We start from the raw sequence: 20,418 nt of genomic DNA, 5'->3' as shown, positions 1-20,418 counted from the left end.
TCCCGCAACCCCGAATCGGGGTGCCGGGACGTTCGTCGTGTCCCGGACCCTTCAGGTTTTCGCCCTGTTACGCCTTACTTGGTTACACACCCGCGTCGAAGCGCTTCCGTGACGCGCTGGTACGCTCTCGCCCCGCCCGCACGCCGCGGCAGGCGACTGGGAACGTACACAGCCCGACCACGCAGGCACCGGGATTCGAGCGCAGAGATGAGGTAGCTGTGGGCACATCCATCGAGCATGCCGATGCCGCTGCCGCCGAGTTCCATGAGTTCTTCGAGGCCCATTACGCCGAACTCGCGCGGCTGGCCCATCTGCTGACCGGCGAGGCGGATGCCGCCGACGATCTGGCGGCCGACGCCCTGCTGGCGCTCTGGCATCGCTGGGACCGGGTCAGGAGCGCGGATCATCCGGTGGCGTACGCGCGCGGCGTCGTCGCCAACATGGCCAGGACCCGGATCCGCAGCGCCGTGCGCGAGCGGCGCCGGATCGCACTGTTCTGGGCGCCGCGCGGCGGCGGGGACGCGGTCGACGATCCGGACGTGTCGGCGGTCGTCGACGTCCAGGGGGCCCTGCGCAGGCTGCCGTTCCGCAAACGCGCCTGTGTGGTGCTGCGGCATGCCTTCGACCTCTCGGAACGGGACACCTCTCTGGTTCTCGGGATCTCGGTGGGTACGGTGAAGAGCCAGACCTCGCGAGCCGTCGCGGAACTGCAGCGGATGCTGGGTCCGGAGACGTCCGCCGCGGCGCACGTGCAGACGGCCGTCACGGCGCAGCCCAGCGGAGGAGACCGGTGAAGGACGAGGAGCTGTCCGTGCGGCTGCGGGAGGCCGCCGAGGCGCACCGCCCCGACCGGGAGCGGATGCTGGCCCGGGTGGAGCGTGGCGTCGCCGAGGGCGGCCCGCCCGCCCGGGTGGTGCGCCCGCGGCGTGTCCCGGCGCCGTGGCTGCGTGTCGCCGGGGCGACGGCCGCGGTCTGCGGGGTGCTGGCCATCGGTGCGGTCGCCGTCACCTCGGCCGGTGAGGACGGATCGCAGGGGGCGCGCGTGGCCGCGGCGCCGACGCCGGCTCCCACCCCGTCCATGACTCCGCCGGCGGCCCTCGGCTCGCTGCGTACCGAGGCCGGGCCGCTGTGGACGGACGGTGCCGTTGACCCGCACTCCAACGCGTACTGGGCGCAGAGCAACGTGACGCTGCGGACGGCCGAGCCGCTGTCCTCGCTCACCGTGGAGCTGCGGATCGCCCTCACCGGCGGGGTGAACAGCACCGGTTCCTGGCGCTCGCTGCCGGAGAAGGACTTCACCGTGTCGGCGACCGAGAGCGGCGGGTACCTCGTCTACCGGTGGGCGCTCAAGGCGGGCCGGACCGTGCCCGCCGGCACCCATACGTTCGCCGGGCAGTACAACCACGCGCAGGGCGACCGGGACGCGGCGGGCGACTACCTGACCGCGGACGCGATCCGCACCACGGGTGAACGGGCCTCGGTGGGCGACTACTTCGGCCCGGATCACTGACCGGGCGGGCGCCGGAAAAGAAGACTGCCGAACCCGGCAACCCTTGTCCCCCGCGGTGGCGACCAAGGAGCGCAACGCTCCCCCCACCACCGAGGAACGGGACATCGACATGAAGAACCGAGCCGCACCGCACGGCAGCCGCGCACGGCGCTCCGGCCGCCGACGCATGATCGCCGCTTCGGCCACCGCGCTCTCCCTCACCGGCGCCGCACTCACCACCGGCCTCCTGGTCCAGTCGGCCGACGCGGCCCCCACCGCCGCCGCGGCCGCCGCGTGGCCGACGCCATCGGGTTCACAGGCCGTCTCCGCGACCATCAAGGTCTCGGGGACGTACGACGGTTCGCTGAAGCGCTTCTACGGAAGCGGGGACCTGGGTGACGGCGGCCAGGACGAGGGCCAGGACCCGATCTTCGAACTGGCCGACGGGGCGGTCCTGAAGAACGTCGTCGTCGGCTCGCCGGCCGCCGACGGCATCCACTGCAAGGGCAGCTGCACGATCCAGAACGTGTGGTGGGAGGACGTCGGCGAGGACGCGGCGTCCTTCAAGGGCACCTCGTCGGGCGCCACCTACAAGGTGACCGGCGGCGGCGCCAGGAAGGCCGACGACAAGGTCTTCCAGTTCAACGGCGCGGGCACACTGACCATCAGCGGCTTCCAGGTCTCGGACTTCGGCAAGCTCGTGCGCTCGTGCGGCAACTGCTCCAAGCAGTACAAGCGCACGATCGCGGTCAGCGACGTCGATGTGACGGCGCCCGGCAAGGCCCTGGTCGGGATCAACACCAACTACGGCGACACCGCGACGCTGAGGTCCGTCCGGATCCACGGCGACAGCAGCAAGAAGATCAAGCCGTGCGTCCGCTACACGGGCAACGACGACGGTGACGAGCCGACGGAGACCGGCAGCGGGCCGGACGGCACGTACTGCAAGTACAGCAGCTCGGACATCAGTTACCAGTGAGCGACGGTGACGGGAGCCCCGCCGGACCGGTCCGGCGGGGCTCCCGTCATGCGTGGCGTGTTCTACCGGTACGGACACCAGTCCCCGAGCCAGGCAGCCGGGGTGTGCAGGCGTGCCTCGGCCGGGGTCAGCCGGGGGCGGTTGGCGGGCACGGTGACGCGCGCGCCGGGACCCGTGTTGCGGTACTCGGCGAACCGCTGCTCCTGCCAGGGAAAGCCCGAGGACATGGTCCCGTACGGCTCGTCCGTGTCGATCCCGGCGCCGAGGTGGCTGTCGCGCACGGTCAGCATCGGGTGTGCGGTGAGGTCGGAGGAGGGCACCCAGGGGCGGGCCAGCTTGAAGTACCCGTCCGGCGCGGTGCTGGTGATGCGCGAGCGCAGCACCAGGTAGCCGTGCGGGTTGGCGCCCGCGGTGCTGGGCGCGAAGACGAAGCCGAACGGTGCTGCCGCCAGATCGGTGCGGGCCAGGGTGCGGAAGTGGCAGCCGTCGAGGACTGCGGCGGCCCGGCCGAAGACGAAGTCCACGTCACCCTCGACGTAGCAGTCGCGGTAGTACTGGCGGGCGAAGTCGGTGAGGGCGAGGGAGTCGGCGTACAGGGTGTCCTGGTGGCCCAGGAAGCGGCAGCCGTAGAACGCCGACCGGTCGCCCTGCACCTTGATGGCGACGGCCTGGGTACCGGTGTATTCGGGGTGGTCGGCGCGCAGCCAGTCGTTGGCGAAGGTCAGGCCGTGGGCGGTGAGTCCGGCGGGCCGGGCGGTGACGGTGGCGGACCCGCTGGTGCCGTACGTCCCCGAACCGTCGGGCCGGGGGGTGCCGTTGGCGTTGGCGTACACGATGACGGTGTCATGCGGGTCGTCGCTCGCACCGATGAGGGTGAGCCCGGTCCGGTCGGCCGGGATGTCGACCGTCTCGCGGTAGGTGCCCGGGGCGATCACCAGGGTGCGGCCGGCGCCGGTCGCCGCGTCCACGGCTGCCTGGACCGTGGTGTGGTCGCCTCTGCCGCGTGCGTCGACGTACAGCGTCGCGGTGTCGCGGCGCCGGGACGGTGAGCCGTAGCGTCCGAAGGGGCGGTGTGCGCCGGGCCGGCCGTCGGCGTGGGCCGTGGGGGCGGCGCCGAGGGCGAGGGCGGCACTGCCGCCCGCGAGCAGGGCCAGGGCACTGCGTCTGCTGGGCATGGGCGGTACTTCCTTACTTCCTCACGCGGGATGCGCGACGGGGCCGGGCGGGCCCCCGCCGTGCCGTCGGGGCATCGGCGGGGTCCCACCGGTACGGGGCGATCGGTGGTCAGGCGCCGGGAATCCGGCCGGCGCCCGCCTTGAGGCCGACGATCAGGGGCACGAGCAGCGGGTGGTCGACCTTGGTGCGCAGGGCCGGTGTCCATCCGGCGCCCGCGGTGAGCTGCTCCGCGGGAACGCCCGCGTTGTGGACGGCGATGAGGTCCGTCCGGCGCCCGTTGACGTAGTTGTCCGCGGCGGTGACCGAGGACTCGGACCACTTCTTGAGGATCTTCGCCTTGTCGAACTCACCGCTGAGGCTGAAGGCGTTGTGCTCGGCGACGAGCTGGGACTTCGCGCCGATGCCGTACGTGTAGCCGTAGACGCTGCCCTTGGTTGCGACGAAGTGGTTGTTGTACGAGTCGACCTGCCCGAAGCGGACGCGGGGAGCGCGCTCGTTCACGTCCTTGAAGAGGTTGTGGTGCAGGGTGACGCGGAGCTTGCCGCTGTCGGTCGCGCCGGCGCCGTCGCTGTTGCCGATGAGCATCGTCTTGTCGTGGTCCTTGAGGACGTTGTACGAGACGGTGACGAGGTCGGCGCCCTTGACGATGTCGAAGAGCCCGTCGTGCTGCTGGTACAGCTCGTCGAAGTAGCGCGGCTGGGCTGCGTCGGGGCGGTCCCCGTCGCTGAAGGTGTTGTGGTCGACCCAGACGTGGTCGGAGCCGTAGACGACGAGGTTGTCGTACTCGGAGTTCCAGTGGCCGGTTTCGCCGTCCGTGGGGTCCCACTGGGGGAAGCAGTCGTAGGTGTCCTCGAACGAGATGTTCCGGACGATGACGTTGGAGACGTTCTGGATCTGGAGGCTGGCACCGATGACCGTCGCGTCCTTGCCGACCCCGACGAGTGTGGTGTTGGACGGGACGTAGACGTTCACCGCGGCCTTCTGCAGCTTGGCGGAGGCGAGCCGGGCCTCTTCCAGGGGGCCGGACGGGACCTCCGAGCGGCCCCAGGTGGCCGGGTCGTAGGCGGCGAGGTACTTGTCCAGGGTGTAACCGTCGGTCTGGTACGCCTCGCAGTCGATCGGGGTGCCCGCGGCATCGGAGTTCCCGTGGACGGTGCCGTCGATCTTGATGATCTTCGGGGCGTCGCCCGCGTCCTCGAAGGCGGCGATGAGTTCGGCCCGGTTGCTCACGGTGTAGATGTGATCGGGGGTGGCGGCGGAGCCGCCGGTGGTGGAGCCCTCGGCGGCGGCCCAGCCGTCGTTCTTGCCGAGTACGGCGCGGTCGACGCCCTGGTGGTGGCCTGCTCCCTTGTGGTGCCCGGTCGCCTGGGCGGGGACGGAAACGGCGAGCGCCAGGGAGGCGCAGCCCATCACCAAGGCAATGGCGCGGGCATGACAGATGCGTGCGGGCATGGCGGATCCTTCGGTGGTGAGGTGAGATGGGGCGAGGGGTGGAGGAACGGGGTGGCGGCCGGGGTCAGACCTGCGGCCAGGTGATCCATTCGAGCGGGATCGCGGAATCCGTGCGCCGTACGTCGCGCGGGGCGAGCACCTTCTCCGCCACCAGGGCCCGGGCGACGAGCCGCGCGGCCGCGACGGCGCCGCGGGGCCGGAAGTGCGTGTTGTCCTGTCGCCCGTCGGGATAGTTGGGCGACTGGCCCGGCTCCAGCCAGTTGAAGTACTCCAGCGTGCCGTCGGGGCCGAGCTCCTGCCAGCGCGCGAGCGTGAGCGCCTGGAGGTCGAGCAGAGGGACGCGCTCCTCGGCGGCCAGCGCGCGCATCGCGGCCGGATACTCGCCGTGGCTGGGCTTCGCCGTACCGTCGGCGGCGAAGCGGCGGCGCTCCACCGGGGTCAGCAGGACCGGCCGCACCCGGCGGGAACGCGCACCGCGCACGTACTGGCGCAGGTGGTCCTGGTAGGTGGTGTACGGGTCGGTGCCCCGGGCCGGGTCCTCGGTCTTCTCGTCGTTGTGCCCGAACTGGATCAGCAGGAGGTCGCCCTCGCGCACCTCCTCCAGCAGGGCGGCAAGCCGGCCCTCGTCGATGAAGCTCTTCGAGCTACGGCCGTTCATCGCGTGGTTGGCGACCGCCAGGGGACGGCCGAGGAAGAACGGCAGGGCCATGCCCCAGCCGGTCTCGGGCGCCGCGTCGGCGTACTTCTGCGCGGCTGTCGAATCGCCGGCGATGTGCAGGGTGCGGGGGCGGGGGCGTCCGCCCGGTCCGTGCGCCGCCGCGGCGGTGCCGGTGGCGAGCGCCAGGGGCAGTGCGGCGAGGGCGGCCGCGGTCTGCCTGCGGGTGAGTGACACGGTGAGACTGCCTCTCTCATGGATGCGTAGCGGGGCGTACGCGGGGCGTACGGCGGTACGGAGTGCAGGAGGAGAAGTGCAGGAGGAGAGGAGGCCGGCGGCGGGACGCGACCCGGACCGCCGCCGGCCCCCGGTCACCGGGGTGTCGGACCGGCGACGGATTCTCAGCCGTTGCCGATCTCCTTCCACTCCTTCTGCGCCTTGTTCAGCTCGTCCGCCATCTTGTCCAGGAAGTCCTTGGCCGTGACCTTGCCGAGCAGCAGCTTCTGGAACTCGGGCTCGTTGTCCGCCTTGCTGATGTTGTTCCAGTCCGGCAGGTAGTACGGCAGCTGCACGATCTTGGTGGAACCGTCGGTGAGGGCCTTCGCGGCGAGCGCGGTCGGCTCGGTGGCGCTGATCCAGGGGTCCTTGGCGGCCTCGGTGTTGGCCGGGATGGCGCCCGCGGACTCGTTCCACTTGCTGTTCGACTCGTGCGAGGCGGCGAACTCGATGAACTTCCAGGCGGCCGTCTTGTTCTTGCTCGACCGGAACAGGCCGAGCCCGTCGACGGGGTTGGAGACCTGGACCCGGGTGCCGCTGTCGCCGACCGGGTTCGGTATGCCGGCGAACTTCTCCTTGCCCAGCGCCTTCAGGTGGTCCTGGTAGGAGCCGAGGTTGTGGCTCAGCATGCCGATGGTGCCGGTGTCGAACTGCGCGACCATCTTGGTGAAGTCGTTGTTGACGTCGGCGGCGGGCGTCGCCTTCTTGTACAGCGCGGCGTACTTCTCCAGCGCGGCAATGTTCTTCGGGTCGTTGAGCGTCGTCTTGTCGCCGCTCCAGAACTCCGTGATGCCGGACTGGCCGTACGACGCGTCGATCGCCTGGGCGATGGATCCGGCGCCGCCGCGGATGGTGTAGCCGAACTTGTTGTCCTTGGAGGCCGTGAGCTTCTCGGCCGCCTTGTAGAAGTTGGCCCAGGTGGTGGGCGCTTCGAGGCCCGCCGCCTTGAACAGGTCGGTGCGGTACCAGAGTGCGCCGTTGTTGGCGGAGGTCGGCAAGGAGTACATGTCGTCGCCCCGGCCGCCCGCGTCCTTGACGCTCGCGACCATGCCCTCGACGAGCTTGCCGTTGAGGGGGGAGCCCTTGATCCGGTCGTTGAGCGGTTCGAGGGCCTCCTGCGAGACCATGTTGGCGAGGTAGGCGGTGCCCACGCCGCCGACGTCCGGCAGGCCGCCGCCCGCGATGGCCGTGTCGTACTTGGACTGCACGTCGGCGATCGGGATCGGCACGTACTTGACCTTGATGTCCGGGTACTTCTTCTCGAAGTCCTTGATGATCTCGGTCCAGATGGCCGTGCGTGGACCACCGTTGTTGTCCCAGAAGGTGATCTCGCCCTTGCCGCTGCCCTCGGTGCCGGTGTCGCTGCCGTCGTCACCACAGGCGGTCGCGGTCAGTGCGAGCACCGCGGCAAGGGAGACAGCGGCCGTGGCACGCCCCCGCTGCGTCTTCGAGATGTTCATGATCGGCTCTTCTCTCTCGGTTCTCTCGGTTCGTGCGCATGAGTGGGGGGTTCGGTGGTCCGGTGCCGGCCGGCCGTCGTCCGACGGCCTGGCCGGGACAGGTCAGGGGGTGGTGCGGAATCCGGTGAAGCAGGCCGTCCCGGCCGGCCCCGTCCCCGGTGGTGCGGTGGCGAACAGGCCCAGCAGGGCGCCCACCCAGCGCCACGGCGTGGCGGCGAAGACCTGGCCGGAGGGCCGGAATCCGGCCCCGTCCCCGGTGTCGGCGAAGAAGCGGCAGCGAGCGCCCGGGGCGACCTCGATGCGCAGCCGGGCCGTGCCGCCGGGGGCCGCCCTGCTGTGTGCGGCGTCGCGTTCGTGTTCGGCGACCGTCTCGGCGTACCGGTGCACGAGCCGTACCCCGTCCGCCCCGTCCGCCGGGCGCTCCAGGCCGATCCAGCTGAAGGCGTCCCCGAGCACCGCGAGACCGGCCTTGGCGCCCGGCACCTCGCTGCCGAGGCTCACATCCGTCTCCACGGTGAACGTCTCGGCGGGCAGCCGCTGGACCAGCACGTTGGGCAGGGCCCGCAGATCGTGCGCGTACGCGGTCCGTACGCAGCTGAGCCGCAACCCGTCCCCGCCGTGCTCGACGGTCCAGCCGGGGCGGGGGTTGGCCGTCCACTGCCACTGTCTGCCATACCGGCCGCCCGGGAAGCTGTCGCCACTGGCCGGGGCCGCGGCGGACTGCTCGGGCACGGCAGGTCTGGTGTGTACGGAGACCGGCTCGCCCCCGTCGCCGATGACCGGCCAGCCGCCGTCCGCCGCGTCCCAGCGCATCGGCTGGAGGTGGACCACCCGCCCGTACGCCCCGCGCTCCTGGAAGTGCAGGAACCAGTCCTCGCCGGCCGCGGTCGTGACCCAGCCGCCCTGGTGCGGCCCGTTCACCTCCGTCCGGCCCTGGGAGAGGACGACGCGCTCCTCGTACGGCCCGAAGAACTCCCGGGACCGGAAGGCCCCCTGCCAGCCGGTACTCACCCCGCCGGCGGGGGCGAGTATCCAGAATTCACCGTCACGCCGGTAGAGCTTGGGGCCCTCCAGGGTGAACCAGCCGGGGATCGTGTCGGCGTCGACGAGGGTCTTGCCCTCGTCGAGGAGCTCCCGTCCGTCCGGGCTCATCCGGTGACCGGTGAGCCGGTTCTTGATGCCGGAGCGCGATTTGGCCCAGGCGTGCACCAGATAGGCCTCGCCGGTCTCCTCGTCCCACAGGGGGCAGGCGTCGATCAGTCCCTTGCCTGCCTTGACCAGATGGGGCGCGCTCCACGGGCCGCGCACGTCCTCGGCGTTGATCTGCTGGATGCCGTGGTCGGGGTCGCCCCAGAAGATCCAGAACCGTCCGGCGTGGTGCCGCAGCGACGGTGCCCACACTCCGCAGTCGTGCCGGGGGACGGCGAAGTCCGCAGCGGGCTCCAGCCGGTCCAGGGCGTGGCCGATGAGGGTCCAGTTGACGAGGTCGCGCGAGTGCAGCAGCGGCAGGCCGGGGACCCGTCCGAAGCTGGAGGCCGTGAGGTAGAAGTCCTCGCCGACCCGTATCACGTCGGGGTCGGACCAGTCGGCGTTCAGCACCGGGTTGCGGTAGGTGCCGTCGCCGAGGTCGGCGGTCCAGGGGCGCTCGCCCACGGCGCTCACGCGGTCACCGCCCGACGGACGTAGGCGGCGGCCCCGTCCCGGTCGAGCCGGCCGTCCGCGATGACGGTGACGACCCGGCGCACGACCGTCGCGCCTGCGGGGACCGGGAGCCGGTGCGCGGCGGCGAGGGACGAACCGACGCCCGGGTACTCGGTGGTCCGCACGAACCACGGGTCCCGGCGGGTCTCCTCGGTCGCGCCGGCGAAGACCAGGGTCCAGCCGTCGCCGCTCATCGCCACCCAGTCGGCGGCCCTTCCGTGCACCGCCTCCTCACCCTCCCCCGACGCGCTGAACACGACGGGCGCCGAGGCCTCCTTGGGCGCCCGCCAGAAGAAGCCGCCGTATCCGGCGCCCGGACGGCCGTTGGTGGCCGGGCTGCCGATCGACAGGTCCGTGGTGCCCCGGTTGGTGAGCGAGAAGGAGAAGTCCAGCGCCCAGGCGGTGGCGGAGAGTTCAGCGGTGGCGACCGTGCGGTGCTCCCGCAGCAGTTCGGTGTCGCCGGCCTCCCAGCTGAGCTCCTCGACGAACCCGTCCGGGTCGCGGAGCTTCCAGCCGAGGTGGCGCTGGACCCCGTGGTTGTCGAGCACCGTGGGTCCCTGGTCGCGGACGAAGGTGCGGCCGCCCCAGAAGTTGTGCCCCGCGACGTCCGGGACGGCGACGGAGGTGCCCAGATGGTGGAGGTGGTCGGCCGGGCGCTCCTCGGTGACGGGGGTGCCGGCGAGGGTGGTGACCGGGTGGAGGTAGGGGCGGCCGTCGGTGGCGGGAAGGTAGGTGTAGCGGCCGACCGGCCGGCCGGCGCAGCTCAGCAGTGCGGTGGTCGTCACGATGAACTCACCTCGGTGGTAGGTCCTGTCTGGAGTTCCGGCGCGGGAGAAGGAGCGGCGTCCGGTGCCGTCGGATCCAGGGCGGAGGTGCCGGACGCCGCGACGCCGCGGGGGGATTCCGGACAGGACCTGGGCGCCCAGGGGACGCCGAGTTCGGAGAAGAGCGTGAGGGTGTAGGCGCCCGCCGCGACCAGTCCGTCGATCCCGCGCACCACTCGGCGGGGGGCGGCGGAGGCGGTCCCGGGCACGGCGTACCAGGCGTCGGCCGGCAGGGCGCGCGGTTCGGCGGCGGTCCGTACGGCCTCGACGACCTCCATGAACGCCCCGGTGCGGTGCGGGGGTACGAGCAGGGCGGCATCCCGCACCAGGTGGTCGACGAGGTTCTCCAGGAGGTCGGTCCGTCCGTGCACCGCCTCCTCGGGGCCGTGCCCGGCCCGCTGGACGAGAACCCGGTCCTGCTTGTACCAGAAGGTGATCCGGCCGCGGTCGCCGTGGACGATCACATAGGGCTCCCCGGCCTGTTCCGCGCAGAGGGTGACGGCGGCGGTGACGGGGAGCCCGGCCGTGGTGGTGATGCGTACGCAGGAGGTGTCGTCGGCCTCGATGTCGTGGGCGCGGAAGAGCTCGGTCTCGACCGCGGCGACGTCCTGGGCGGTGCCGCCGCCGGCGAGTTCGAGGGCGGTGGCGACGGCGTGGGCCAGAGGGTTGGTGAGGACGCCGTCGACGACGTCGGTGTCACCGATCCGGCGCCGCCCGGCCCAGGGTGCCCGCCGGTAGTAGGCCTCGTCCCGGACCCAGGCGCCCGCTGCCCCGTAGCCCCGGACGGTGCCGATGGCGCCGGTGCTCACGAGCTCGCGGATGGCGGGCACGGCGTGCGAGCCGAAGGACTGGAAGCCCACCTGGCAGGCGATTTTGGAACCCTGTACCCCGGCCAGGATCCGTTCGAAGTCGGCCCGCGTCGCGGCGGGCGGCTTCTCCAGCAGGAGGTGGACGCCTCGTCCGGCAGCGGTGAGCGCCAGTTCGGTGTGGGTCTGGATCGGGGTGCAGATGACGGCGGCGCGGGCCCCGGTGGAGTCGAGGAGTGCACCGAAGTCGGCCGACTGCTCCGGGAGTTCACCGGCGAAGGCATGGAGTTCGCTGTCGTCGAGCGGCTTCAGCTCACAGACTCCCGCAAGCCGGACGAGGCCCTGGTGCTGGAGGCGGCGGATGTTGGCCAGGTGCCAGCGGCCGTGGCCGCGGGCGCCCGCGAGGACGATGGGGACGGGTGTGGCGGGTATCGACGGCATGTCCGTCACCCCTTCACGGCGCCGGCGCTGAAGCCGGTGATGAGCCATTTCTGGATGAAGGCGAAGACGATCACCACGGGTACCGCGGCGATCACTCCGCCGGCTGCGAGCGCGCCCAGGTCGACGCTGTCGGCGCCGATGAGGGTGTTCAGGCCGACCGGGATCGTCTGCTTGTCCTGCTCGCTGAGGAACATCAGGGCGAACAGGAAGTGGTTCCAGCTGTGCACGAAGGCGAAGGAGCCGACCGCGATGAGGCCCGGCCGCAGCAGCGGCAGCACCACCGCGCAGAAGGCACGGAAGCGCGAGCAGCCGTCCACCCAGGCAGCCTCCTCCAGGGAGACCGGCACGTTCTTGATGAATCCGCTGATCAGGATGATGGAGAGGGGAAGCTGGAACACCGTCTCGGCGATGACCACACTCCCCAGGGAGTTGATCATCTGGAGGTTCTTGAAGATCTCGAAGAGCGGCACGAGCATCAGCGCGCCCGGAATGAACTGCGAGCAGAGCAGCGCCAGCATGAAGGCGTTCTTGATCTTGAAGTTGAACCGGGCGAGAGCGTAGCCGCCGGCCAGTGCGACGAGCGTCGTACTGACCAGGGTGCAGACCCCGACGATCATGCTGTTCTGGAAGAAGAGGGCGAAGCTGCGCTCGTTCCAGACCTTGGAGAAGTGCTCCCCGGTCATCGGCCAGGGCACCAGCGAGGTGGAGCCCGACGGGCGCACGGCGAACAGGAACATCCAGTAGAACGGGATGAGGGTGAAGACGAGGTAGACGCCCAGCGGTACGTAGATCTGCCAGCGCGGTACGTCGTCGAAGGCGCGCTCGCGGCCGGGCTTGCCGCGGCGGTGCGCGGCCGGCGTGCGGTTGTCCTTGACGGGCGGCCGTGCGGCCTCGGTGCCGTTCTTCTCGGCCAGTGCGGCAGTCACTTGTGGTCGCCTCCGAACTTGCTCAGGCGCAGATAGACGATCGAGCAGAAGAGGAGGATCACGAAGGCGACGGTGGTGAGCGCCGAGGCGTACCCGAAGTCGTGGCCCTCGATGCCGGTGTTGGCGACGTAGAGCGGCAGGGTGGTGGTCTCGCCGGCCGGTCCGCCGCCGGTGAGGGTGTAGAGCAGGTCGACGTTGTTGAACTCCCAGACACCGCGCAGCAGCGTGGACAGGATGATCGCGTCCCGCAGGTGGGGCAGGGTGATGTGGAAGAACTGGCGCATCCGCCCGGCGCCGTCGACGGACGCCGCCTCGTACAGTTCCTTGGAGACGGACTGCAGGTCCGCGAGGATGAGGATGGCGAAGAAGGGGACTCCGCGCCAGAGTTCGGCGACGGTCGCTGCCCAGAACACCGTTCCGGTGTCGGAGAGCACCGAGGTGCCGTAGTCGCCGATCCCGGCGTCCGCGAGGTACCGGCTGAATCCGGTCGAGGAGTTGTAGAGCAGGATCCAGATGGTGCTGGTCAGCACACCGGAGACGGCCCACGGCGAGAAGACCATCGCGCGGGAGATGCCGCGGCCGACGAAGGTCTGGTTGACGATCAGGGCGAGCGCCAGTCCGAGGGTGAGCTGGAGCGCCACCTGGACGACCACCCACTGGGCGCTGAAGCCCAGCGTCGTCCAGAACTGGTCGTCGTCGGTGAAGATCCGGGTGAAGTTGTCGAAGCCCGCGAAGCCGTTCCGCCAGGGCTTGGTGACGTTGTAGTTCTGCAGGCTGTAGTAGAAGACGCTGATCACCGGGTAGGCGATGAAGCCCAGCATGAGCAGCCCCGCGGGGGCGATCAGCAGATACGGCAGTCGGCGGGGGCTCGCGGAGCGGCGCCTGGGCACCTTGGGCGGTGTGGCCACAGCGGCGGCTTGGGCCATGACACGTCTCCGTTCTCTCTCAGGTACGGGGTGCACGGTGGTGCTGAGGGTGCGTGAGGGTGCGGTGCGGGGTGATGCGTGTAGTGCGCAAGCGCTTGCCGCATGATGTTCGGTATGCCGAACGAGGCGGGGCGCCCGAATTCTGTCGGGCCGTTCAGCCGGCGTAGGGGTCGGGAACTTCTCCCGGCCGGGCCAGGAAGGCGAAGTCGCAGCCGGTGTCGGCCTGGGTGATCTGGTCGTGGTACAGCGCCCCGTAACCGCGCTCGTACCGGGTGGCCGGCGGTGTCCACTCGGCCCGGCGCCGCGCCAACTCCTCCTCGGGAACGTCGAGATGGAGCAGGCGTGCCTCGACGTCCAGGGTGATCGGGTCACCGGTGCGCACGAGTGCGAGGGGCCCGCCGACGTAGGACTCGGGAGCGATGTGCAGGACGCAGGCGCCGTAACTGGTACCGCTCATACGGGCGTCGGACAGCCGCACCATGTCCCGTACTCCCTGCTTCAGCAGATAGTCGGGGATGGGCAGCATGCCGTACTCGGGCATCCCGGGACCGCCCTTGGGTCCGGCGTTGCGGAGCACCAGCACATGGTCCGGAGTGAGGGCCAGTGCGGGGTCGTTGATGGTGCGCTGCATCTCCTTGTAGTCGTCGAAGACGACCGCGGGGCCGGTGTGGCGCAGCAGGTGAGGTTCGGCGGCGATGTGCTTGATGACCGCCCCGTCCGGGCAGAGGTTGCCGCGCAGCACCGCCACGCCGCCCTCCTCGGCCAGCGGGTTGTCGCGTTCGCGGATGACGTCGCTGTTGTGCACGAGGGCGCCGTCGAGCTGTTCGCGCAGGGTGTCGTGCGCGACCGTGGGCCGGTCCAGATGCAGTACGTCGGTCAGCCGGGCCAGGAATCCGGGCAGTCCGCCGGCGAAGTGGAAGTCCTCCATGAGGTACTTCCCGCCGGGGCGCAGGTTGGCCAGCACGGGCACGGTCCGGGCGATGCGGTCGAAGTCGTCCAGGGTGAGCTTGATGCCGGAGCGGCCCGCCATGGCGATCAGGTGGATGACGGCGTTGGTGGAACCGCCGAGCGCGAGGACGGTGGCCACGGCGTCCTCGTACGCCTCCGCGGTGAGGATCGACGACAGTTTCCGCTGCTGCCACACCAGTTCGACGATCCGGAGGCCCGACTGCGCGGCCATCCGGTCGTGGCCGGAGTCGACGGCCGGGATGGAGGAGGCGCCGGGGACGGTGACGCCGAGCGCCTCGGCGGCGGCGGTGAGGGTCGAGGCGGTACCCATCGTCATGCAGTGGCCGGGAGAGCGGGCGAGCCCGTTCTCCAGTTCGTCCATCTCGCAGTCGCCGATGAGCCCGGCCCGCTTGTCGTCCCAGTACTTCCACATGTCGGTGCCGGAGCCGAGGACCTCGTTGCGCCAGTGCCCCGGCAGCATCGGCCCGGCCGGCACGAAGACGGCCGGCAGGTCGACGGAGGCCGCGCCCATCAGCAGCGCGGGCGTCGACTTGTCGCAGCCGCCCAGCAGCACCGCGCCGTCGACGGGGTAGGAGCGCAGCAGCTCCTCCGTCTCCATCGCCAGCATGTTGCGGTAGAGCATCGGGGTCGGCTTCTGGAACGTCTCCGAGAGGGTGGAGACAGGGAACTCGAGCGGGAAGCCGCCGGCCTGCCAGACACCGCGCTTGACCGCCTGCGCGCGGTCACGGAGGTGGACGTGACACGGATTGATGTCGGACCAGGTGTTGAGGATCGCGATGACCGGCTTGCCCAGGTGCTCCTCGGGGAGGTAGCCGAGCTGGCGGGTCCGGGCCCGGTGGCTGAAGGAACGCAGCCCGTCGGTGCCGTACCACTGGTGGCTGCGCAGTTCCTCGGGGGCGACGCGGCCGGTTGCGGGGGTCATATGGACCACCCCGCGACCTGGTCGGCGACCTCGGCGCGCTGCGCCTCGGGCAGCACCCGGCTCGGCGGGCGTACGTCGCGGCGGCACAGGCCGAGGGAGGCCAGTGCCTCCTTGACGACCGTCACGTTGTTGGCGGACTGCCGGTCGGCGCGCAGTTCCTCGAAGCGGCGGATCTGCTCCCAGACCTTCATGGCGGCCGGGTGATCGCCGGCCCGCAGCGCCTCCAGCATGGCGATCGAGACACCGGGGGCGACGTTGACGAGGCCGGAGGTGAAGCCGGTGGCGCCCGCGGAGAAGTAGGCGGGGGCGTACAGCTCGGCAAGGCCGGCGACCCAGACGAAGCGGTCCAGGCCCGCGTCCCGTGCGAACGCGGCGAAACGGGCGGCGTCCGGGACGGCGTACTTGACGCCGATGACGTTGGGGCAGCTGTCGGCGAGCACCGCCAGGCACTCGCCGTCGAGGTTCGGATTGCGGATGTAGGGGACGACGCCGAGTCCGGGGACGGCCTCGGCGATGGCCCGGTGGTAGTCGATCCAGCCGTCCTGGGAGACGTACGGGTGAACGGGCTGGTGCACCATCACCATCTCGGCGCCGGCGTCACGGGCGTGCTCCGCGGCGGCGACGGCGGTCGGCACGTCGTGCCCGACGCCGACCAGGATCGTGGCGCGTCCGCCGGCCTCGTCGATGGTCAGCTCGGTGACCGTGCGCCGCTCCTCGGGGGTGAGCGCGTAGAACTCCCCGGTGTTGCCGTTCGGGGTGAGGATGCGCACGCCGCCGTCGAGCATCCTTCGCAGCAGGGCGCGGTGCGCCGCCGTGTCGATGGTGCCGTCCCCGGCGAACGGGGTCACCGGGATCGCCACGACATCTGCGAGGGCCGCCTTCAGCGGTGTGAGGTCCATGCGGACAGGCCTTTCGTCGGTGTGCTGCTGGTTCACGCCGCCCCGCCCCCGTCTACGTCGTCGGGGAACGCGCGGCGCACGAACGACGCGATGTGATCGTGCAGAGCCCCGGCCGCCGCCTCGGCGTCGTCGGCGAGCGCGAGCCGCAGGATCTCCCGGTGCTCGGCCGCCTCCCGCTCCCAGGACGGGATGGCCGTCCACGCGACGGTCGACACCAGCGCAGCCTGGTCGCGGACCTCGTCGAGCATCCGGGCCAGCAGCGGATTGCCGCAGGGGAGGTAGAGCGCCCGGTGGAAGTCCCGGTTGGCGAGCGACCGGTCGGCCTTGTCGCCCGCCGAGTCGGCGCGCTCCAGGGCCTCCTGGGCGGCGTCGAGCGAGGCCTTGCGGGTGATGGAGCGGCGCAGCGCCTCGGGTTCGAGCAGCAGGCGGACGTCGTACACCTCCCGGGCCATGGTCGCGTCGACCAGCCGCACGATGGCGCCCTTGTACTGGCTCATGACGACGAGCCCGGTACCGGCGAGCGTCTTGAGCGCCTCACGGACGGGGGTCTTGGACACCCCGAACTGTGCGGCGAGTTCGGTCTCGACGAGCGCCTGCCCTGGTCTCAGCTGCGCCGTGAGGATCGCGTGCTTGATCGCCTCCAGCACGTACTGGGTGCGGGACGGAATCGGGGTGGGCGCAAAGGTCATGAGTGAAGGGCTCTCGCATCTCGCGTATCGCGTCTCATATATGACGTACGAAGTACGACGCGATGAAGCTAGAGGCGCCGCGAATGTTTCGTCAACGCTTCTGACAGAAGAAGTTCACCGGACTACGACGTGTGCCATACACCGATCCCGGGACGGAGCCGACCCCGTGCGGAGGTCTACGGCATCTTCCCGATGCCGTGCAACAGCCTTACGGGCCAGTCTGATTGCGCAACGAACGTGCAGGTCAGGGAGGTTCGGTGGGCAGGATGACAGGATCGGCGACAGGGCGGGTGCTGCGGGACCGGACGGCCGGGCTGTTCCTCGCGGCGGTCGTGGTGTCCGGTTTCGGCAGCTCCGCGATGTCACTGGCGGCCGGGATCTGGGTCAAGTCGCTGACGGGCTCGGACAGCCTGGCGGCGCTCGCCCTCTTCGCTGTCTGGCTGCCCGTGCTCTTCGGCCCGGCCCTCGGAGCGGTGGCCGACCGGCTGCCGAGGAAGCCGCTGCTCGTCCGGTCGAACGTCGTCATGGCGTTGCTGCTGACCACGCTGACCGCGGTGGATTCGGCGGGGCGGATCTGGATTCTGTTCGCGGTGCTCCTGCTGTACGGAACCGGCTACGTCGTGATGGACGCGGCCGAGTCGGCCGTGGTCGCGCAGGCCGTGGACGCCCGTCTGCTGGGCGATTTCAACGGCCTGAGGATGATGGCGAACGAGGGCATGAAGCTGGTGGCGCCGCTCACCGGGGCGGCGCTCTACGCACGCTTCGGCGGCGGCGCGGTGGCCCTGCTGGACGCGGCGTCCTTCGCCCTGGCCGCGGTGCTCTACGGACTGCTGCGGGTACGCGAACCGGCTGCGGCCGCGGACCCCGGGGACGGACGGCTCTCCGGGATGCGGCAGGTGTGGGGGTCGCCGGTGCTACGGCCGCTGGTGCTCGCCGGATCGGTCACGATGCTGTGCGCCGGGCTCAACGGGGCGACGCTGTACGCCGTCGTGGACGGGGTGCTCGGCCGCTCCCCCGCGTACGCCGGAGTGCTCCTGGCGGTGCAGGGCCTCGGGTCCGTCACGATCGGGCTGCTGGCCGGGCCCCTTCTGCGGCGGCTGCCGGAACGGGTCTTCACGGCAGCGGGGATCGCCCTGTTCGCGGTGGCGGTGGGCCTGCGGGCGCTGCCCTGCGACGCGGTGGCGCTGCCGGCGTGCGGCCTGATCGGGGCGGGCCTGCCGTGCGTGCTGATCGCCGCGATGACAGCGGTGCAGCGGGAGACCCCGGACGCGGTCCTGGGCCGGACGGCCGCGACCGCGAGCACGCTGATGATGGCGCCCAACGCGGTGGCGCTGGCGCTCGGCGCGGCGCTGGTCGCACTGGTGGACGTGCGGGTGCTGCTGCCACTGGTGGGCGCGGCGGCACTGCCGACCGCGGCATGGCTGGTCGCGGGCCGGCCGGGGAAGGCCCCCGCCGGCCCGCGTGTGTCAGCGTCCGAGACGTGAAAGTGCCCCGGTGACCGCTTCGAGGTCCGGGCCGGAGGCCAGCCCCGCGTGGTACAGGCGCAGTTGGTCCGCGCCGAGTGAGGCCGCGTGGGTGGCGTCGCGCTCCAGGGTGCCGGGGCTGCCGCCCATTCCCCGCACCACGGAGAAGTTGGCCGCGAGGACACCGCCACGTCCGGCGAACGGGCCGAGCACGGTCTCGCGCGCCGCGTCGTCGCCGGTACAGGGCAGGACCACGCCGTCCGCCACGGCCAGGATGTGCTCCGCGTCGACGCCCACGTTCGCACCGGTGCGGTACGGCGCGGGGTCGGCGTGCAACAGCACCTGGAACCTGGGGGCGGCGGCCGCGCGCACCGCTGCGACCACCGACTCCTGGAGCCCGCGGGCCACCTCGGTGCGCCACCGGAGGGTGGCGGCGGCGAGGTCCGCACCGAGCAGCTTCTCGACACCGCCCCAGCCCGCTTCCGGCGCGCCCGAACCCGACCATGCCGGCTCCAGCGCCCGGCGCACGGCCAGGGACAGCGCGTCGGCGTCCAGCCCCTGCCCGCCGTACCCGGCCCGGCAGTCCGGGCAGAAGCACAGCGACATCAGGTACTGCGCCGCGTCACCGAGGCCCACCCCCGCGATCTTGTCGTGGGCGTGCAGGTGCGCGAAGCCGTACCAGCCGCACGACTCCAGTTCGGTGCCGCGCGCCCCCTCGCGTACCGCCGCCTCCGCGGCCAGGTCCACCAGATACGCGCGGACCGCGGGCTGCGCGATGCACGGGGCCCAGGGGTAGCGGTCCCCGTAGGCGTTGACCACGGACGTCTCCGGATGCTCGGCGCCCAGCCGGGAACTGTGCGCGAGCACCACCCAGCTGTGCACCTCCAGCCCGGCGCCGGCCAGGGCCTCGGCAGCCTCCGCGTAGGCGTCGTCCGATTCCACCCAGGACTGGGGGTGGGGCCGCAGCCCCCGCCCCGCCCACCGGTCGGCATCCGGCGGGTAGAGCACCGCGGCGTACTCCGCCGTCACGATGCGGCGAACGGGATGGCGCGGGGTCAGCGCCCGGGTGGAGTGATAGGCGGCGGCGAGTGTCACCTGCTGGACCCCGAGGTCCGCGACGCGGGCAGCCGCCCCGGGGTCCCCGACGATGTCCCAGGGATAGAGGAAGACGGAGGCCTTCACCCGCGCTCCCCCGCGCCGGCGCTCTCCAGCAGCGCACGGCCCGCCCCGATGATCTCCGTCAGCTCCTTGATGTGCGCGGCGGGCGGCTCGGTGAGCGGGCTGCGCACCTCGCCGACATCCAGGCCCTGGAGGCGGACCGCCGCCTTGACCAGCGAGACCGCGTAACCGCGTCCCTTGGCGCGCAGTTCGACGAGCGGGCGGTAGAAGGAGTCGAGCAGCGCGTTGACGAGAGCGTCGTCGCCGGATTCGAGGGCGCGATAGAAGGCCAGCGCGATGTCGGGCGCGAAAGCGAACACGGCGGACGAGTAGAGCGTGACGCCGATGCCCCGGTAGGCGAGGCCGGTGAGCTCGGCAGTGGGCAGCCCGTTGAAGTACAGGAAGTCCTGGCCGGGCAGTCCGGTGCGGACGGCGCTGACGATGCGCTGCATCAGGTCGAGGTCGCCGTAGCCGTCCTTGAGGCCGATGATGCCGGGCGTCCGCGCCAGCGCGACCACGGTCTCGGGAGTGAAGACGGCGTTGTCGCGCTGGTAGACGATCGTCTCGAGGCCGGTGGCCGCGGCCAGCGCCGTGTAGTGCGCCAGCAGCCCCTCCTGGCCGGCGACGACCAGGTACGGCGGCATGGCGAGGAGCCCGTCCGCGCCGGCCTCCTCTGCGAGCTTCGCGAACTGCACCGCCAGGGCGGTGCCGTATCCGGCACCCGCCACGACGGGCACCACGCCGGCGGTCTCCTCGACGGCCGCGGCGACGACGAGGCGGAACTCCTCGGGCGTCAGGGCGTGGAACTCGCCCGTGCCGCAGCAGGCGAAGACGGCCGCCGCGCCGGCGTCGATGCCCGTACGCACGTGCGCGCGGAAGGCGTCGAGGTCGACGGAGCCGTCCGGCCCGTAGGCGGTGACGGGGAAGAAGAGCGGCCCGGCGACAGCGGTGAGTCGGGCGGCAAGTGGGGCTGAGGTCACGGGCGCTCCCTGGGGCGTGCACGTTTCTGATTGACGTCCATATTTATGAACGCCACGCTAGAGCAGTGACTCACCGGGGTCAAGGCGGGACCCTCGGGCGGGCGGCACCGGGCCCCCTTGGTGCGGGGGCTCCTGGGTGCGGGGTTCCGTCCTCAATCGCCGGACGGGCTTGTGTGCGGGGTCCCCGCGGGGCGCTGTTGTCCGGTGGGTGGGGGTGGTGCCCCTCC

At 71.3% G+C, this 20,418-nt stretch carries 18 protein-coding genes; 4 read left to right on the top strand and 14 right to left on the bottom strand.

Annotation, left to right across the window (positions count from 1 at the left end; translation table 11 throughout):
* Window positions 1-218: 218 nt before the first annotated feature.
* The 3 genes from ABZ434_RS34760 to ABZ434_RS34750 all read left to right on the top strand — a co-directional run bounded on the left by ABZ434_RS34760 (window position 219) and on the right by ABZ434_RS34750 (window position 2,468).
* On the top strand, window positions 219-794 hold the full coding sequence (locus tag ABZ434_RS34760) for a SigE family RNA polymerase sigma factor (protein ID WP_359145657.1): 576 nt from the start codon (window positions 219-221) through the stop codon (window positions 792-794).
* The gene (locus ABZ434_RS34755) at window positions 791-1,510 is read left to right on the top strand and encodes a hypothetical protein (protein ID WP_359145654.1); all 720 of its coding nucleotides are present in this window, start codon (window positions 791-793) and stop codon (window positions 1,508-1,510) included. Before ABZ434_RS34760 ends, ABZ434_RS34755 begins: the two co-directional genes overlap by 4 nt.
* A gap of 109 nt (window positions 1,511-1,619) precedes the next feature.
* On the top strand, window positions 1,620-2,468 hold the full coding sequence (locus ABZ434_RS34750; protein WP_359145663.1) for a pectate lyase: 849 nt from the start codon (window positions 1,620-1,622) through the stop codon (window positions 2,466-2,468).
* Between the two features lie 62 nt (window positions 2,469-2,530).
* Here ABZ434_RS34750 and ABZ434_RS34745 read toward each other — a convergent pair whose 3' ends face one another.
* The 12 genes from ABZ434_RS34745 to ABZ434_RS34690 all read right to left on the bottom strand — a co-directional run bounded on the left by ABZ434_RS34745 (window position 2,531) and on the right by ABZ434_RS34690 (window position 16,590).
* Complete coding sequence (locus tag ABZ434_RS34745) at window positions 2,531-3,643, bottom strand: pectinesterase family protein (protein ID WP_359145651.1); 1,113 nt, start codon at window positions 3,641-3,643, stop codon at window positions 2,531-2,533.
* A gap of 109 nt (window positions 3,644-3,752) precedes the next feature.
* Window positions 3,753-5,096 carry a pectate lyase gene (locus ABZ434_RS34740; protein ID WP_359145648.1) on the bottom strand — a complete coding sequence of 448 codons (1,344 nt, stop codon included), beginning with the start codon at window positions 5,094-5,096 and terminating at the stop codon, window positions 3,753-3,755.
* Between the two features lie 64 nt (window positions 5,097-5,160).
* Complete coding sequence (locus tag ABZ434_RS34735) at window positions 5,161-5,988, bottom strand: rhamnogalacturonan acetylesterase (RefSeq protein WP_359145645.1); 828 nt, start codon at window positions 5,986-5,988, stop codon at window positions 5,161-5,163.
* Window positions 5,989-6,152: 164 nt separating this feature from the next.
* The gene (locus ABZ434_RS34730; RefSeq protein ID WP_359145642.1) at window positions 6,153-7,487 is read right to left on the bottom strand and encodes a sugar ABC transporter substrate-binding protein; all 1,335 of its coding nucleotides are present in this window, start codon (window positions 7,485-7,487) and stop codon (window positions 6,153-6,155) included.
* 102 nt (window positions 7,488-7,589) lie between these two features.
* On the bottom strand, window positions 7,590-9,149 hold the full coding sequence (locus tag ABZ434_RS34725; protein ID WP_359145640.1) for a family 43 glycosylhydrolase: 1,560 nt from the start codon (window positions 9,147-9,149) through the stop codon (window positions 7,590-7,592).
* Window positions 9,146-9,973 carry a PmoA family protein gene (locus ABZ434_RS34720; protein WP_359145637.1) on the bottom strand — a complete coding sequence of 276 codons (828 nt, stop codon included), beginning with the start codon at window positions 9,971-9,973 and terminating at the stop codon, window positions 9,146-9,148. Before ABZ434_RS34720 ends, ABZ434_RS34725 begins: the two co-directional genes overlap by 4 nt.
* Window positions 9,970-11,259 carry a Gfo/Idh/MocA family oxidoreductase gene (locus tag ABZ434_RS34715; RefSeq protein WP_359145634.1) on the bottom strand — a complete coding sequence of 430 codons (1,290 nt, stop codon included), beginning with the start codon at window positions 11,257-11,259 and terminating at the stop codon, window positions 9,970-9,972. The genes ABZ434_RS34720 and ABZ434_RS34715 overlap by 4 nt, the downstream gene beginning before the upstream one ends.
* Window positions 11,260-11,264: 5 nt before the next feature.
* Window positions 11,265-12,185 carry a carbohydrate ABC transporter permease gene (locus ABZ434_RS34710; protein WP_359145631.1) on the bottom strand — a complete coding sequence of 307 codons (921 nt, stop codon included), beginning with the start codon at window positions 12,183-12,185 and terminating at the stop codon, window positions 11,265-11,267.
* Window positions 12,182-13,111, bottom strand: coding sequence for a sugar ABC transporter permease (locus ABZ434_RS34705; protein WP_359145628.1), 930 nt, complete (start codon window positions 13,109-13,111; stop codon window positions 12,182-12,184). Before ABZ434_RS34705 ends, ABZ434_RS34710 begins: the two co-directional genes overlap by 4 nt.
* Before the next feature lie 154 nt (window positions 13,112-13,265).
* Window positions 13,266-15,002: an L-arabinonate dehydratase gene (gene araD, locus ABZ434_RS34700; protein ID WP_359145625.1), complete on the bottom strand. Its 1,737-nt coding sequence runs from the start codon at window positions 15,000-15,002 to the stop codon at window positions 13,266-13,268.
* Window positions 14,999-15,901: a dihydrodipicolinate synthase family protein gene (locus tag ABZ434_RS34695; protein WP_359145622.1), complete on the bottom strand. Its 903-nt coding sequence runs from the start codon at window positions 15,899-15,901 to the stop codon at window positions 14,999-15,001. The genes araD and ABZ434_RS34695 overlap by 4 nt, the downstream gene beginning before the upstream one ends.
* Before the next feature lie 32 nt (window positions 15,902-15,933).
* A complete protein-coding gene (locus ABZ434_RS34690) occupies window positions 15,934-16,590 on the bottom strand; it encodes a GntR family transcriptional regulator (protein ID WP_359145619.1) in 657 nt (218 codons plus the stop codon).
* A gap of 266 nt (window positions 16,591-16,856) precedes the next feature.
* On the opposite strand from ABZ434_RS34690, the gene ABZ434_RS34685 reads away from it, so the two are divergent.
* Complete coding sequence (locus ABZ434_RS34685; protein ID WP_359145660.1) at window positions 16,857-18,074, top strand: MFS transporter; 1,218 nt, start codon at window positions 16,857-16,859, stop codon at window positions 18,072-18,074.
* Here the strand turns inward: ABZ434_RS34685 and ABZ434_RS34680 are convergent.
* Window positions 18,057-19,235, bottom strand: a complete 1,179-nt coding sequence (locus ABZ434_RS34680; RefSeq protein ID WP_359145616.1) for a hypothetical protein — start codon at window positions 19,233-19,235, stop codon at window positions 18,057-18,059. The genes ABZ434_RS34685 and ABZ434_RS34680 overlap by 18 nt on opposite strands.
* Window positions 19,232-20,191, bottom strand: coding sequence for a 5-dehydro-4-deoxyglucarate dehydratase (locus tag ABZ434_RS34675; RefSeq protein ID WP_359145613.1), 960 nt, complete (start codon window positions 20,189-20,191; stop codon window positions 19,232-19,234). Before ABZ434_RS34675 ends, ABZ434_RS34680 begins: the two co-directional genes overlap by 4 nt.
* Window positions 20,192-20,418: the final 227 nt, after the last annotated feature.

It is taken from the genome of Streptomyces sp. NPDC005761, from assembly GCF_040630635.1.
In the GTDB taxonomy this organism is placed as follows: domain Bacteria; phylum Actinomycetota; class Actinomycetes; order Streptomycetales; family Streptomycetaceae; genus Streptomyces.
The sequence above is the reverse complement of the archived record's forward strand: the minus strand, read 5'-3'. Positions and strand labels throughout refer to the sequence as shown.

Coding starts and splice junctions, on each gene's coding strand:
- ABZ434_RS34750 (WP_359145663.1), top strand. CDS start 1,620: ATGAAGAACCGAGCCGCACCGCACGGCAGCCGCGCACGGCGCTCCGGC.
- ABZ434_RS34745 (WP_359145651.1), bottom strand. CDS start 3,643: ATGCCCAGCAGACGCAGTGCCCTGGCCCTGCTCGCGGGCGGCAGTGCC.
- ABZ434_RS34740 (WP_359145648.1), bottom strand. CDS start 5,096: ATGCCCGCACGCATCTGTCATGCCCGCGCCATTGCCTTGGTGATGGGC.
- ABZ434_RS34730 (WP_359145642.1), bottom strand. CDS start 7,487: ATGAACATCTCGAAGACGCAGCGGGGGCGTGCCACGGCCGCTGTCTCC.
- ABZ434_RS34715 (WP_359145634.1), bottom strand. CDS start 11,259: ATGCCGTCGATACCCGCCACACCCGTCCCCATCGTCCTCGCGGGCGCC.
- ABZ434_RS34705 (WP_359145628.1), bottom strand. CDS start 13,111: ATGGCCCAAGCCGCCGCTGTGGCCACACCGCCCAAGGTGCCCAGGCGC.
- araD (WP_359145625.1), bottom strand. CDS start 15,002: ATGACCCCCGCAACCGGCCGCGTCGCCCCCGAGGAACTGCGCAGCCAC.
- ABZ434_RS34695 (WP_359145622.1), bottom strand. CDS start 15,901: ATGGACCTCACACCGCTGAAGGCGGCCCTCGCAGATGTCGTGGCGATC.
- ABZ434_RS34690 (WP_359145619.1), bottom strand. CDS start 16,590: ATGACCTTTGCGCCCACCCCGATTCCGTCCCGCACCCAGTACGTGCTG.
- ABZ434_RS34685 (WP_359145660.1), top strand. CDS start 16,857: ATGACAGGATCGGCGACAGGGCGGGTGCTGCGGGACCGGACGGCCGGG.